14 protein-coding genes are annotated in these 15,152 nt (G+C 46.8%); all 14 read left to right on the forward strand.

Features of this window, described 5'->3' with window-relative positions; all coding sequences use genetic code 11:
- Positions 1-26 precede the first annotated feature (26 nt).
- The 14 genes from V1501_RS06875 (at position 27) to sigE (ending at position 15,098) form a co-directional block, all read left to right on the forward strand.
- Complete coding sequence (locus V1501_RS06875) at positions 27-1,487, forward strand: UDP-N-acetylmuramoyl-L-alanyl-D-glutamate--2,6-diaminopimelate ligase (RefSeq protein ID WP_409292118.1); 1,461 nt, start codon at positions 27-29, stop codon at positions 1,485-1,487.
- A gap of 132 nt (positions 1,488-1,619) precedes the next feature.
- The gene (gene mraY / locus V1501_RS06880) at positions 1,620-2,597 is read left to right on the forward strand and encodes a phospho-N-acetylmuramoyl-pentapeptide-transferase (protein ID WP_409292119.1); all 978 of its coding nucleotides are present in this window, start codon (positions 1,620-1,622) and stop codon (positions 2,595-2,597) included.
- Positions 2,598-3,950 (forward strand): UDP-N-acetylmuramoyl-L-alanine--D-glutamate ligase, encoded by a 1,353-nt coding sequence (murD, locus tag V1501_RS06885; protein WP_409292121.1) that lies wholly within the window; start codon positions 2,598-2,600, stop codon positions 3,948-3,950.
- A gap of 177 nt (positions 3,951-4,127) precedes the next feature.
- On the forward strand, positions 4,128-5,228 hold the full coding sequence (gene spoVE / locus V1501_RS06890; protein ID WP_409292122.1) for a stage V sporulation protein E: 1,101 nt from the start codon (positions 4,128-4,130) through the stop codon (positions 5,226-5,228).
- A gap of 379 nt (positions 5,229-5,607) precedes the next feature.
- On the forward strand, positions 5,608-6,702 hold the full coding sequence (gene murG / locus V1501_RS06895; RefSeq protein WP_409292123.1) for an undecaprenyldiphospho-muramoylpentapeptide beta-N-acetylglucosaminyltransferase: 1,095 nt from the start codon (positions 5,608-5,610) through the stop codon (positions 6,700-6,702).
- A 162-nt stretch (positions 6,703-6,864) separates the two neighbouring features.
- Positions 6,865-7,782 carry a UDP-N-acetylmuramate dehydrogenase gene (gene murB, locus V1501_RS06900; protein ID WP_409292124.1) on the forward strand — a complete coding sequence of 306 codons (918 nt, stop codon included), beginning with the start codon at positions 6,865-6,867 and terminating at the stop codon, positions 7,780-7,782.
- 143 nt (positions 7,783-7,925) lie between these two features.
- Positions 7,926-8,693 (forward strand): cell division protein FtsQ/DivIB, encoded by a 768-nt coding sequence (locus V1501_RS06905; RefSeq protein WP_409292126.1) that lies wholly within the window; start codon positions 7,926-7,928, stop codon positions 8,691-8,693.
- 1 nt (position 8,694) lies between these two features.
- Positions 8,695-9,387: a DUF881 domain-containing protein gene (locus V1501_RS06910; protein ID WP_409292127.1), complete on the forward strand. Its 693-nt coding sequence runs from the start codon at positions 8,695-8,697 to the stop codon at positions 9,385-9,387.
- A gap of 30 nt (positions 9,388-9,417) precedes the next feature.
- Positions 9,418-10,125, forward strand: a complete 708-nt coding sequence (locus V1501_RS06915) for a DUF881 domain-containing protein (protein WP_409292128.1) — start codon at positions 9,418-9,420, stop codon at positions 10,123-10,125.
- A gap of 13 nt (positions 10,126-10,138) precedes the next feature.
- The gene (locus V1501_RS06920) at positions 10,139-10,495 is read left to right on the forward strand and encodes a small basic family protein (protein WP_409292130.1); all 357 of its coding nucleotides are present in this window, start codon (positions 10,139-10,141) and stop codon (positions 10,493-10,495) included.
- A gap of 136 nt (positions 10,496-10,631) precedes the next feature.
- A complete protein-coding gene (ftsA, locus tag V1501_RS06925) occupies positions 10,632-11,927 on the forward strand; it encodes a cell division protein FtsA (protein WP_409292131.1) in 1,296 nt (431 codons plus the stop codon).
- 39 nt (positions 11,928-11,966) lie between these two features.
- Positions 11,967-13,136 carry a cell division protein FtsZ gene (gene ftsZ / locus V1501_RS06930; RefSeq protein WP_409292133.1) on the forward strand — a complete coding sequence of 390 codons (1,170 nt, stop codon included), beginning with the start codon at positions 11,967-11,969 and terminating at the stop codon, positions 13,134-13,136.
- A gap of 301 nt (positions 13,137-13,437) precedes the next feature.
- Positions 13,438-14,346 carry a sigma-E processing peptidase SpoIIGA gene (gene spoIIGA, locus V1501_RS06935; RefSeq protein WP_409293273.1) on the forward strand — a complete coding sequence of 303 codons (909 nt, stop codon included), beginning with the start codon at positions 13,438-13,440 and terminating at the stop codon, positions 14,344-14,346.
- A 32-nt stretch (positions 14,347-14,378) separates the two neighbouring features.
- On the forward strand, positions 14,379-15,098 hold the full coding sequence (gene sigE / locus V1501_RS06940; protein ID WP_409292134.1) for an RNA polymerase sporulation sigma factor SigE: 720 nt from the start codon (positions 14,379-14,381) through the stop codon (positions 15,096-15,098).
- The last annotated feature ends 54 nt before the right edge of the window (positions 15,099-15,152 follow it).

Below are 15,152 nucleotides of genomic sequence, written 5' to 3' on the forward strand. Positions count from 1 at the left end.
TAGTTTAGATTGTGAGGAATGAAAAGATGAAACTACATAGTTTGATAAGCAGCCTGCCTTTTATTCAGCTGCCTGAAGAAAATCCCGAAATTGTGTCAGTCGAAAACGACCATAGGCTGGTTAAAGAAGGCAGCCTTTTTATATGCATCAAAGGATACACGGTGGATGGGCATGACCTCGCCGCCCAAGCGGTGTCGCGCGGGGCTTATGCCATCATTGCCGAAAGGGAAGTGAACGCTTCTGTGCCGGTTGTAATTGTGCCTGATACAGCGAAGGCTATGGCAGTCCTTGCTGATGCTTTCTACGGCCGCCCGACACAGAGCCTGAGGCTGATTGGGATTACCGGCACGAATGGCAAAACGACCACAAGTCATCTCATTGAAAAAATCCTGAGTGATGCAGGATCCAAAACGGGCTTGATTGGGACGATGTACACGAAAATTGGCGATGAGACGCAGGAAACAAAAAATACTACGCCTGACAGCCTGACCCTGCAGAAAATATTCAGCAAGATGGTCAAACGGGGTGTAACGGATGCTGTGATGGAAGTATCATCACATGCTCTTGAGCTTGGCCGTGTCAATGGCTGCGATTATGATATTGCTGTATTCACCAATCTTACGCAGGATCACTTGGACTTCCATGGCAGCATGGAAAATTACAAATTTGCCAAAGGCCTGTTATTTGCAAGGCTCGGAAGTGCATTTCCTTCAGGGAAACCGAAATTTGCAGTCCTGAATGCCGATGATGTGGCTTCACGGGACTTTGCCAAATATACGGCAGCACAGGTTATTACTTACGGAATTGACCAGGAATCGGATATTCGTGCAATGAATCTGGAAATCACAGCTTCCGGCACGAGCTTTACACTGCAGGCATTCGGAAATGAACATCCGGTCCAGCTTAAGCTGGCAGGCAAATTCAATGTCTATAACGCCCTTGCTGCAATCGCGGCCGGCCTTTCAGCCGGCATTCCGCTTACAGCCATTATTCACTCTCTCTCTGAAGTAAAGGGTGTTTCCGGCAGGTTTGAACTGGTGGACGAAGGCCAGGATTTTGCTGTAATCGTAGACTATTCCCACACACCAGACAGCCTTGAAAATGTGATCCGGACAGTCCGGGAGTTTGCCAGGGGAGATATTTATACAATCGTTGGCTGTGGAGGGGACAGGGACAGGACGAAGCGCCCGCTTATGGCCAAAATCGCATGCGATCAATCCACCTTTGCCATCTTCACCGCTGATAACCCAAGAAGTGAGGATCCGCTGGAAATTATCAGGGACATGGAGGAAGGTGTAAAAGGGCAGGATTACCTGGTTATCCCGGATAGGAAGCAGGCAATCGGCCATGCCATCTCAAAAGCAAAAAACGGCGATGTTATCATCATAGCCGGCAAGGGCCATGAAACCTATCAGATCATCGGAAGCGAAATACTCGATTTCGATGACAGGCAGGTTGCACGCGGGTTCCTTATGGAGCTGGACTGAGATTTCTGCTGCTGGGTCTATATTTACCGGCTCAATTTTCCAGTGATTTATCTATATATTATTCTGTTAAAAGGGTACGGAACATATCTTAATTTTGATGATTTATTGTAATAGGAAAGAGGGAACCAATTCATGTTAGTGCAAGTTTTATTATTTACGATTTTGATGGGTTTTTTAGTAACGGTTCTGCTCTCTCCGGTCTTCATTCCATTTTTGAGAAGATTGAAATTCGGACAAAGCATCCGTGATGAAGGACCGAAGTCCCATCAAAAAAAATCAGGCACCCCGACAATGGGAGGGCTGATCATCCTGCTGTCGGTGACTGCATCCAGCCTGGTCATGACCATGAAATTTTCAGAAATTACAATAGAAACCATGCTGCTGCTCCTGGTGACACTCGGCTTTGGGCTGCTCGGCTTTTTGGATGACTTTATCAAAGTGGTGATGAAAAGGAATCTGGGACTTACCTCCAGGCAGAAGCTTCTTGGCCAGATCATCATAGCCGTGATCTTTTATCTGGTGTTCAAATCAAGCGGCAGCTTCACGTCAGAGCTTACAATACCAGGAACATCTGTCACCTTTGATTTGGGATGGCTGTATGTAGCGGTTGTCATCTTCTGGCTCGTGGGTTTTTCAAATGCGACCAATCTGACCGATGGTCTGGACGGCCTGCTGTCCGGAACCGCAGCGATTGCGTTCGGCGCCTTTGCTGTCCTTGCCTGGAATCAGTCGCAATATGATGTGGCCGTGTTCAGCATCGCAATGAGCGGCGCACTGCTTGGCTTCCTAGTATTTAATGCGCATCCAGCCAAGGTGTTCATGGGAGATACGGGATCTCTGGCCCTTGGCGGTGCACTGGCGACCGTGGCCATGCTGACGAAGCTTGAGCTGCTGCTGGTCATAATCGGCGGAGTGTTTGTCATTGAAACTCTTTCGGTAATCCTTCAGGTTATCTCATTTAAAACAACGGGTAAAAGAATATTTAAAATGAGCCCGCTCCACCACCACTATGAACTTGTCGGCTGGTCTGAGTGGCGTGTGGTTGTAACATTTTGGTCGGTCGGATTTTTGTTTGCTGTATTAGGAATCTATTTAGAGGTGTGGTTATAGGTGAAGGAAGTTACGAATTATATCAGAAAAAAAGTCCTTGTACTTGGTCTGGCGAAGAGCGGTGTGAGTGCTGCTTTGCTCCTGCACAGGCTCGGAGCCTTTGTGACGGTCAATGATAAAAAGCCGATAGACGAGAACCCAGAAGCACAGGAGCTTGTGGAACAGGGCATTAAAGTAATCTGCGGGGACCATCCTATTGAACTATTGGATGAGGGATTTGAATTGATTGTAAAGAATCCCGGCATTCCTTATACCATTCCTCTGGTTAAAGGAGCTGTTGAACGTGGTCTGCCGGTGATCACTGAAGTGGAGCTTGCCTATCAGATCTCCGATGCACCATTTATAGGGATAACAGGTACTAACGGGAAGACCACCACCACTACGATCATTCATGAAATGCTTCATGAGGGCGGTAAGAAGCCCCTCATTGCAGGCAATATCGGGACAGTGGCCTCAGGTGTGGCATCCCAGGCTGAAAAAGACAATATCATTGTCATTGAATTGTCTTCCTTCCAGCTGATGGGCACATTGGAATTTAAGCCTCATATTGCGGTGCTGATCAATCTGTATGATGCCCATCTGGATTACCATGGTTCCAGGCAGGAATATGCAGATGCCAAGGGTGCGATCGGGAAAGCACAGACAGAGGATGACTATTTTATTTATAATGCCGACCAGGAGGAAGTTGCCGCGCTTGCCAGGCGTTCGAAAGCAGATCTCGTGCCTTTCTCGACTAAGAGGAAGGTTGAGGACGGAGCATATATCGAGGATGGATACATGTGCTTCAGGGGTGAAAGGGTGGCTGCTTTGTCTGAAATCGTTCTTCCCGGACGCCATAACCAGGAAAATATCCTGTCTGCCATAGCTGCGGCCAAGCTTTCCGGTGTGCCAAATGAAGCGATCCAGAAAGTCCTGTCTGTTTTCAGAGGAGTGAAGCACCGGACGCAGTTTGTGGCTGAGATAAATAAACGCAAATTCTACAATGATTCCAAGGCGACAAACATTTTATCTGCTTCAGCAGCACTTGAATCTTTCCAGGAACCGACTATCCTCCTCGCAGGGGGGCTGGACCGCGGAAATGAGTTTGACGAACTGAAACCGGCACTCGGTAATGTGAAGGCGCTGATTACTTTTGGGCAGACTGCACCAAAAATTGAGAGGGTGGCAAAGGAAGCTGGAATATCTGTTATCAAACGTGTCGATAATGTAGAGGCAGCCGTGCCTGCCGCATACGGACTCTCGGAGGAAGGGGACTGCATCCTTCTTTCACCTGCTTGTGCAAGCTGGGACCAATATAAAACTTTTGAGGTCAGGGGAGACATGTTTATGGAGGCCGTGCATAAGCTTAAATAAGAGCTTGGTTACAGATTGAAGCGCGCATTGCTTAAGAGGCTTTTTGCCGCAGCTTCTCAGCCTCAAGATGAACATCTAAAGTAACTGAGACGGTACGGGAATTCCCTATCGTCTTTTGTTATGCCAAAAGTCCAATGCTTTTTCGGCCGCTCAAAAACATTCAGCCTGAGGTGGACCATGCCTTTAAAAAAATCAAATCCAGACTTTATTTTAATCATTGTCACCCTGGGACTTTTGGCAGTCGGTCTGATCATGGTGTACAGTGCAAGCGCCATTTGGGCAGATTACAAATTCAATGATTCATTTTTTTTCGCTAAACGCCAGGTCCTCTTTGCCGGTGTCGGGATCCTTGCCATGTTCTTCATCATGAACATTGATTATTGGACATGGAGGACGTGGGCTAAAGTTATCCTGATTGTCTGCTTTGTCCTGCTGATTGCGGTATTGATTCCGGGTGTCGGTATGGTCCGGAATGGATCCAGGAGCTGGATCGGTGTCGGTGCGTTTTCCATCCAGCCGTCCGAATTCATGAAGCTTGCAATGATAGCCTTTCTCGCTAAGTTTCTTGCAGAAAGGCAGAAGTTCATCACCTCTTTTAAATCCGGGCTCCTGCCGGCACTTGCCCTTGTGTTCACAGCGTTCGGATTTATTATGCTTCAGCCCGACCTTGGGACAGGTACAGTAATGACTGGAACATGCATTGTAATGATTTTCGTTTCGGGTGCCCGTGTCAGTCACTTCGCATGGCTTGGCTTTCTCGGCGCTGCTGGATTCGCGGGTCTGATTCTGTCTGCGCCTTATCGCATCAAAAGGATCACTTCATTCCTGGATCCTTGGCAGGATCCGCTCGGCAGCGGCTTCCAGATTATTCAATCCTTATATGCCATTGGTCCCGGAGGACTTTTTGGGCTGGGATTGGGCCAGAGCAGGCAGAAATTCTTTTACCTGCCTGAGCCACAGACTGATTTTATTTTTGCCATTTTGTCAGAGGAGCTTGGATTTATCGGGGGATCGTTAGTCATTCTATTATTCGCGCTGTTACTGTGGAGAGGAATCAGGATATCTCTTGGGGCTCCTGACTTATATGGCAGTCTCCTCGCTGTAGGGATCATTGCCATGGTAGCCATACAGGTGATGATCAATATCGGAGTTGTGACCGGGCTGATGCCTGTCACCGGGATCACCCTGCCCTTCCTGAGCTACGGAGGATCTTCATTAACACTTATGCTGATGGCCATTGGCGTGTTGTTGAACATAAGCAGATATGCCCGGTATTGATTAGGCAGGCTGTCCCATTTGGTTCTGCAGGAGTACTCCTGCAGGGCTTTTTTATCTGCCTGAGGATGACCGGAATCCAGCAATGGGCCATCATGAATGGCTCGCTTATAACTGTTTTCTATAGAAAAATCAGGAAGACCACCCATTACTTATGAAGGATAATTAGTTATTTTTCAGTTGGAAAAGGAAGCCGGTTTAGAATATAGTATAAGTGGGTAAAGCGACTAAGCTGCCTTTATCATAGGATTTTTCATTTCCCTTTTGTGCATTAATCCTTATAATGATATGGTTGATTCATTAAGGCAGATCAAAATGGGTCTGGATCAATGTGTAATTTGCTTCCGGCCATGTGCCTACTAAATTTGAGGTGGCTTTCATAATGAAAATTGCAGTAAGCGGCGGCGGGACCGGAGGGCATATTTATCCGGCACTCGCCTTGATTAGAGAAATAAAAAAGAAAGATCCAAAAGCGGAGTTTCTGTACATAGGCACAGAGAACGGCCTGGAGGGCAGCATTGTGCCCAGGGAGGGAATCCCATTCAAGTCTATCCGCATTACCGGGTTCAAGAGGAAGCTGTCCTTTGAGAACGTCAGGACTATCATGCGTTTCCTCAAAGGTGTGAGGGACAGCAGGAAGATGCTAAAGCAGTTTAAGCCCGATATAGTGATCGGTACCGGGGGATATGTCTGCGGGCCTGTGGTCTATGCGGCTGCGAAGCTAAAAATCCCTGCTGTTGTGCATGAACAAAACAGCCTTCCCGGCCTTACCAATAAGTTTTTATCAAGATATGTCGATAAAGTGGCCATCTGTTTTGAAGATGCCAGGGCATTTTTCCCGGCTGGAAAAGTAGAAATGACGGGAAATCCGAGGGCTTCAGAGGTGGTTGATTATAAAGGAAAGCAGGGAATTGCAGAACTCGGCCTCTCGCCTGATAAAAAGACAGTCCTTATATTCGGGGGGAGCAGGGGGGCAAAGCCCATCAATAGCGCAATCGTTAAGATTCTTGCTGAGCTTAGGGAGAAACCTTATCAAATCCTCTATATAACAGGCGAGGTTCATTATGAATCGACCTTAAAGGAAATAAAACTCCATTCTGACCCTGAGAATGTGGTGATTAAGCCGTTCCTGCATAATATGCCGGAAATACTTGCGGGTATAGATCTCGCTGTAACCAGGGCAGGTGCCACTACGCTTGCGGAACTAACTGCTCTCGGAATTCCCAGTATTTTGATACCGAGTCCCTATGTCACCGATAACCATCAGGAGAAAAATGCAAGAGCCTTGAGTGACCATGGCGCTGCAGAATTGATCCTAGAAAAGGATCTATCGGGTGCAGCATTGCTGAAAACCATGGATTCCATCATGCTAAATCCTGCAAAAACAATGGACATGAAAGTGGCCGCCAGGAAAATCGGCATCCCTGATGCAGCAGGCAGGCTGTACAGCCTGATGGAGGAACTTGCCAGGAAGTGAATGTATAATCTGAATAATAAGGTTTAAATGATACAGGGCAGCTTTAAACAAACGGAAAAATACAATTAAAGCAGATAAACCCTCGAACAGCGGGGCTGTGGATCTGCTTTTCTGTTTGGCATGAGAGGTTTTTGCCTCCACCTGAAGGAAGGAAGGTTACAAATGAAGGAAATTGTACGAGAATTGAATGAGTTAGAGGTTGGGAAGGTTGCCGAGAATGAACCGCTGGCCAGCCATACAACGATGAAGATCGGGGGGCCGGCAGAATTATTCATCGAGCCGTCTTCCGTAGAAAATCTCGAAAAAACCATGCAGGTTATTAAAAAACACAATATAAAGTGGAGGGCGATCGGAAGGGGATCCAATCTGCTTGTTTTGGATGAAGGCATCGAAGGAGCGGTCATCAAGCTGTCCTCCGGATTATCAGACCTTGAGATCAATGGAACAGAAATTAAGGTGGGAGGCGGTTATTCACTAGTCAGCCTTGCCACCCAGATGAGCAGGAAAGGATTATCAGGCCTTGAGTTTGCCGGCGGGATTCCCGGGTCGGTCGGCGGCGCTGTTTATATGAACGCAGGTGCCCATGGTTCGGATATTTCAAAGATCCTGGTTAAAGCGAAAGTCCTTTTTGAAGATGCGACCATCGGCTGGGTCACGAATGAAGAAATGGAATTTTCTTACCGGACATCAGTCCTGCAAAAGAAGAGGCCGGGAATCGTGATTGAAGCAGTGTTTGCGCTGAGCGCAGGAAACCGCGATACAATCGTGGAAGAAATCAAAAGCAATAAGGCATACAGGAAGGATACACAGCCCTATAACCTTCCCTGTGCCGGCAGTATCTTCAGAAATCCGCTTCCTCAGTATGCCGGAAGGCTGATTGAGGATGCAGGGCTGAAGGGACATTCAATAGGCGGGGCGCAGATTTCCGATATGCACGGAAACTTCATAGTGAATGCAGGGGGAGCCACTGCTGAGGATGTGCTTGCCTTGATCCAGCATATTAAGGATACAATCTTTGACAAATACGGTGTGAAAATGGAGACGGAAGTCGAAATTATAGGCAGGAAAATCGAGGGTTAGCCTCATTTACCACCCGCATCTATGATATAATTGTACATCAGAAATACAAGGGAACAATTAAAGGATCAGCCCTGGACACGGTCCGGTCCGGGGGATACAGGCCTCTTATATTTTTGCTGACGTGCTTTAGGAGAGGTGGAAAAATGGAAAAGGGCAATATTGTATCCATAGAAGAAAGAATTCCAAAACTTAAACAGATTCGGAAAAAAAAGGCGAATAAACGGCTGGTTATTCTTTTGGCCTTCTTTTTCCTTCTGCTTGGTGCGCTCCTGTATTTAAAATCCCCCTTAAGCCATATCAAGGATATCCGCATACAAGGAAATAAGTATATATCTTCCGGCCAAATAAAAGAAATCAGCGGTCTGGCAATCGGCGATAACATCTGGGAAATCGATAAAGAGGCCGTCTGGCACAAGCTGAAGGGCAACCCGCAGATTAAAAATGCTAAAGTATCTCTAAGCTTCCCTAACCATATCAATATTCATGTGGAAGAATACAGAAGGGTCGGCTATCTTTCTCGGGAATCCCGGTTTTATCCGATTCTCCAGAGCGGGAAATTCCTTAAGCCGATGGCTAAAGGAGACCTGCCGGACTATGCTCCCATCCTGTCCGGCTTCTCAGAAGGTGCACCGCTGTCCCAGCTTGTAGATGAATTATCCAAGCTTCCGCCGGAAATATTGAATTCGGTGTCAGAAATTCATAATAATCCAAAGAAAACAGACCCATACCACTTGATCATTTATATGAATGATGGATATGAAGTGAATGCCACAAGCAGGAGCCTTTCGGACAAGCTCGTCCATTATCCATCAATCATCAGCCAGCTGAATCCCGGGGTAAAAGGGGTAATCGACCTGGAAGTCGGTTCTTATTTCCGCGCATATGAAAGTGAAAGGAAGGGGAAACAGTGATTTGAAGGTTAAAAGCAAACACCTTATCCTCTCCCTTGTCTGCCTTGTGCTCGGTATCATGATTTCATTTTCCTATAAACAGGCGAATGAGGAAGAAGAGACGAGGATGTCTGAAAATAGCTGGGACCGGGATTTCCAGCTGCGGAAAAAGCTCGTGGAACAGGAAGAAAAGACTAGAGAGCTGCAAAAGGAATTAATAGAAAAACAGGCAGAGATCACTTCAGCTGAGAACGAGCTTGCCAAAGAGGCCAGGTCCTACTCCAGTATCACGAAGGAAGCAGGCAGATACCGGCTGCATCTCGGCAAGGTGAAGACTAAGGGCGGCGGGATTGAGATCACCCTTCAGGACGGGGACTTCAAGACTGGCGGCGACGTCAACGATTATCTTGTGCATGAACAGCACGTTTTTAAAGTGATCAACGAACTGTATGTATCCGGCGCCCAGGCTGCAGCTATAAACGGCCAGCGGCTTACCCGTAAATCCTACATCGTCTGTGATGGTCCGGTCATTGTAGTGGATGGCATACAGCATCCTGCACCATTTGTTATAAGTGCAATAGGTGATCCAAAGGTGATGGGTGCGGCCTTGAATATCGCAGGCGGCATAAAAGATCAGCTTGTCAATGAGAATATAGTGTTCACTATGGAGGAAAAAGAACAGATTGTGATGGAACCGGTGTTCGGGAGCAGCTGATCCTGACTTTAGGAAAGCTGGGTGGATGATATGAAAATAAAGTGGGGCATGAGTGCGGCAGCAGTCTTGACCGGCCTTATGCTTGCGGTGCAATTCCAGACAGTCAAAGACCCTAAAATTCAGGATACGAGGGACTCATGGGAACTGCGGGCTGATATTTTGGCTGAGAAGGACAGGCAATCCAAGATACTGAGGGAACTGGAAGAACTGGAGGCACAGTCCGCCGGCTATGAAAACGATAAAAGCCGCAGCAAGGAAAAAGCCCTGCAGCAGACATTAAGTGAATTAAAGAAAGAAACAGGCCTTACTGATGTCACCGGTCCTGGTGTGTATCTTACCATAGAGCCGCTCCCTGAAGCGGAAATGCTTGGCGGGACGGCCTATGCAGTTTCACCTGAACTGCTGAAGCGCCTCATCAACGAACTGAACATGTACAATGCTGAACATATATCAATCAATGGCCACAGGATCATAGGCACTTCCGTGATTCGGGAAATTAACGGTGAGCCTAAGCTTGATGGTTTTTCACTTAAAGATTATCCAATCAAGGTCAGGGTCATTTCAGAAGATGCGGTCAATCTGTATGACCGCATCAAGGTATCAAAAGTCCTCGAGCAATTTTTTGTGGACAATCTTCAGGTTACTGTTTCAAGGCCCGTAAAACGGCTCTTGGTCCCTAAATATCAGCAGGATTTAAATATTAGATATTTAGAGCCCGGGGATTCAGGAAAAAGGTAAGGGGGAATTGCTGGTGTGGCTTCCTGTTTTTGGCCTGGCTGCCGGGCTTGTCATCGGACTGATGACCGACGTGAGAATTCCGGAAGAGTATTCAAATTACCTCTCTATCGCCGTACTCGCTGCCCTGGATACTCTGTTTGGCGGAATGCGTGCCTACCTGCAGAATCTATATGATGAGAAGGTATTTGTTTCAGGCTTCTTTTTTAATATCCTTCTGGCTGCAAGTTTAGCTTTTCTAGGTGTTCATCTTGGTGTAGACTTGTATTTAGCTGCGATATTTGCTTTTGGGGTAAGATTATTCCAGAATATTGCGGTAATCAGAAGGATCCTGCTGGCGAAATGGGCAGGGCCGGCTGAAAAAAATTTGTGAAATTAAAAGGTTTTGCCTGGATTTTGAAGAATGTTTTTAATAGTAATTTAAAAACGTATATACTATCCTATATATTATAAATTCTACTATGTTGTTCTATTAAAAAAACTTTTCAGGTTAAAGGAGGTGCCATAGAATGAACAGCAATGAAATTTATGTAAGTCTTGACATCGGTACATCCAGTGTAAAAGTTATCATTGGTGAAATGGTCAATGACACATTAAACATTATTGGAGTTGGCAATGTAAAGTCAGAAGGTATTAAGAAAGGTTCCATTGTCGATATAGACGAGACGGTTCATTCTATTCAAAGGGCTGTGGAACAGGCTGAAAGAATGGTAGGGATGGAGATCAAGCGGGTGGTCGTCGGGATCAGCGGCAATCACATCATGCTCCAGCCATGTCACGGAGTGGTTGCAGTTTCCAGCAGCAATAAAGAAATAACAGAAGAGGATGTCGCCCGTGTAAGGGAAGCATCAGAGCTATTGACAATCCCGGCTGACAGGGAAATCATCGATGTAATCCCTATCCACTACAAGGTGGACGAGCTGGACGAGATCAGCGATCCCCGCGGGATGATCGGGGTCCGTCTCGAGATGAGGGGCATACTTATAACAGGTCTTCGCACATTATTACATAATACTTTGCGCTGTGTTGAACGAGCGGGTCTCGAAATTACAGATATCGCATTGCAGCCCCTTGCTGCCGGATCACTTGTACTGTCGAAGGACGAAAAGGAGCTTGGAGTGGCGCTTGTTGATATAGGAGGAGGCTCCACTACCCTTGCGGTATTCGAGCAGGGACATCTGAAATTCACCTTCGCCATCCCAATCGGCGGTGAAACACTTACCAAGGACCTTTCGATTGTCCTCCGCACCACTACTGAAGACGCTGAAAAGATCAAATTGGCCCATGGGCACGCCTTCTACGATGAAGCATCGGAAGACGATGTTTTCAATGTTCCCATCATTGGAAGCGACCAGATGCAGCCATGCAATCAGCTGATGATTTCTGAGATAATCGAAGCAAGGCTTTCGGAGATTTTTGACTTGATCACCGAAGAGCTCAGAAGAATGGGCTATCAGGATCTTCCTGGAGGCTTTGTGCTGACAGGCGGTGCAGTGAAGATGCCTGGGGTGCTGGAACTATCGCAATTGATTTTCCAGAACAGGGTCAGGATGGCAGAGCCTAACTATATAGGTGTAAGGGAACCGCAATATACGACGGCTGTAGGACTGATCAAGCATGCCTGCAGGAAGAGCCGCATGCAGGGTGAGTCGCTGGGTACTCCTGTAGCTGCCATGAATACAGCCGAAAAGGCTGAAAGAAGGAATAGTAAGCCATCCCAGCAGCCTAAGGAGAAAGCAGAAAAGCAGCCAGCAGAAAAAGGTGACTCAAAGTTCAAAAAGTTCCTTGGCTATTTCTTTGAATAAAAAATTCATCTTGGATATCGTTTAAATAGGAGGATTGTCATGTTAGAGTTTGATAGTAATTTAGATTCGTTAGCGACGATAAAAGTCATTGGCGTGGGCGGCGGCGGAAATAATGCTGTTAACCGTATGATAGAGCATGGTGTGCAGGGTGTGGAATTCATTGCCGTTAATACAGATGCGCAGGCACTGAACCTGTCCAAAGCGGAAATTAAAATGCAGATTGGCGGAAAATTAACCCGAGGCCTTGGTGCGGGTGCGAATCCTGAAGTGGGCAAAAAGGCAGCTGAAGAGAGCAAGGAGCAGATTGAAGAGGCTTTGCGCGGCGCTGATATGGTCTTCGTAACAGCTGGTATGGGAGGCGGTACAGGTACAGGTGCAGCACCCGTAATTGCCCAGATAGCAAGAGATCTCGGAGCCTTGACTGTCGGTGTAGTTACCCGTCCCTTCACCTTTGAAGGAAGGAAGCGTGCAACTCAGGCCCAGGGTGGAATCTCAGGAATGAAAGAGGCGGTTGATACACTGATCGTCATCCCGAATGACCGACTCCTTGAGATTGTTGATAAAAGCACTCCGATGCTTGAAGCTTTCAGGGAAGCTGATAATGTTCTGAGACAGGGTGTCCAGGGCATCTCTGACTTGATTGCAACCCCGGGTCTGATCAACCTTGACTTTGCGGATGTTAAGACTATCATGTCCAACAAAGGATCTGCATTAATGGGTATTGGTGTAGCAACAGGTGAAAACCGCGCAGCAGAAGCAGCCAAGAAGGCTGTATCCAGCCCGCTGCTTGAAACGGCCATTGACGGGGCACAGGGTGTTCTTATGAACATCACAGGCGGGTCGAACCTCAGCCTGTTTGAAGTCCAGGAGGCAGCCGATATTGTAGCCTCTGCATCTGATCAGGACGTAAACATGATTTTCGGTTCAGTTATCAATGAGAACCTGAAAGACGAAATCATCGTCACTGTCATTGCGACAGGGTTCACCGAAGCTGAAATCCAGCAGTCAAGACCACAGCGGCCTTCCATGAATCAGCAGCAGGCCCCATCATACGGCCAGCAGCAGAACTCTTTCAGTACACAGCGCCAGCAGCAGCCGGTAAAGCGTGAAATGAAAAGGGAAGAACCTGTAGAGCAGACTAATAGACAGCATGCTGATGAAACGTTAGACATCCCTACCTTCTTAAGGAATAGAAACCGCCGCCGTTAAGGATGGCGCGATTAAAAGAGAGAGCGAGCTAAGAGCCGGTTGCCGGCCCTTGGTCCGCTCTCTTTTTTCCATTCTGGCAAGTAATAAGTTCGGGCTCCTCATCCTTTTCCCGCGGGGTAAAGGGAATGGCAGGCTGCCGGACCGGACTTTATATGAGGAAATATTACCTGACAATATACCTAAAAAACTCTTAAAAAAACCCCGCTTCTCACCCCAAAAAGTGACAGATTTCAGATGGGATGTACGCTATACTTCAAAACAAACATACCTATTTCATAGGCGGGGTGGTAGTTTTTTGGTTATGTACCTCGATGTGGTCTGGCTGCTGAATCTTCTATTCGATTCATTGCTGCTGTATGGTGCAGCCTTAGTACTGAAAAGAAAAGCAGTGCCTCTTAGAATAGGTTTGGGAGGGCTTATCGGCTCTATCATTATTGTGCTTAATTTTACTCCTTTATACCCACTTGCCACCCATCCTGCTGGAAAGCTATTATTCTCTGTTCTCATGACTCTCACCGCATTCGGCTATAAACGTTTCAGCTATTTCATGAAGGGGCTGATGGCACTTTATCTAATTACTTTCTTAATGGGGGGGAGCATGCTCGGCGCCCACTATTTATTTCAATCAGAGACTGCCTCGTATAATACTCAGGCTGCCTATCTGCCGAACGCCTTTGGGGACCCGGTAAGCTGGCTGTTTGTAATCATTGGATTTCCTCTTTCCTGGATGTTTTCCAAAAGGAATCTGGAAAGCCTTGAAATGACAAAAATTAAATATGACAGACTCGTCAGCGTTTATATCAAGATAGGGGATTTTGAAGCAGCTGCGAGGGGCATGGTGGACAGCGGGAATTCATTGCATGATCCTTTGACACGCACACCTGTTATGATTTTTTCCTTGAAAGGATATGAAGCACAGCTTCCAGAAGGAATCCTGGCATTCCTTGAAAAACCTGATGATATGATGGCAGGCAGTGCCAATATTTCTTGGGCCCCGAGGCTCCGTCTTATACCAAGCAAGGCTATCGGTGTGGAGCACCAGCTGCTTGCGGCCTTTAAACCGGATATTATCCAGATCGAAATATCAGGCAAGCCGGCAAAAATTAAGGGGCTTGTTTCCTTCACCCTTCAGCAGCTGTCTCCTGATGAAGAGTTTGCTGCCATTCTTCACCCAAAAATGATGCTTGGGGGAGAAACGATCAGTGCCTGATTGAGTTTTTGATTATAAGGAGGAAGAATCACTTGAGAAAATGGCTGCTCCGCTTGAATTACTATTGGTATAAATTATTAATGAAGCTGGGTTTAAAGACCGATGAAATATATTACATTGGAGGCAGTGAGGCCCTGCCGCCTCCGCTCAGCAAGGAAGAGGAAGAAATCCTGATCAAGAAACTTCCTTCCGGGGATGAAACGGCAAGGTCGATGCTGATTGAGCGTAATCTGCGGCTTGTGGTGTACATTGCCCGGAAATTCGAAAATACCGGAATCAATATTGAGGATTTGATCAGCATCGGAACGATCGGACTGATCAAGGCAGTCAATACGTTCAACCCCGAAAAGAAAATAAAGCTGGCTACATATGCTTCGCGCTGCATTGAGAACGAAATCCTTATGTATTTAAGGCGTAATAATAAGATTCGTTCCGAAGTTTCTTTCGATGAGCCTCTTAATATCGACTGGGATGGGAACGAGCTCCTTCTTTCTGATGTACTGGGCACAGAGGAAGATATTATTACAAAAGATCTTGAGGCCAACGTGGACCGTAAATTGCTTACTAAAGCACTGCACCAGCTTACAGACCGGGAAAAGCAGATCATGGAACTGAGATTCGGCCTGCTTGGAGGAGAGGAGAAAACCCAGAAGGATGTAGCCGATATGCTCGGGATTTCTCAGTCCTATATCTCCCGCCTGGAAAAGCGGATTATTAAGAGGCTGAGAAAAGAATTCAATAAGATGGTCTAGACGTTACAAAGGGTAATCCTGTAAAAATTTTTTTAATCCTTAAAAGCCTTATAT

Origin of the sequence: Paraperibacillus esterisolvens (genome assembly GCF_046237625.1) — a bacterium.
GTDB classification, from domain to species: domain Bacteria; phylum Bacillota; class Bacilli; order Bacillales; family DSM-1321; genus Paraperibacillus; species Paraperibacillus esterisolvens.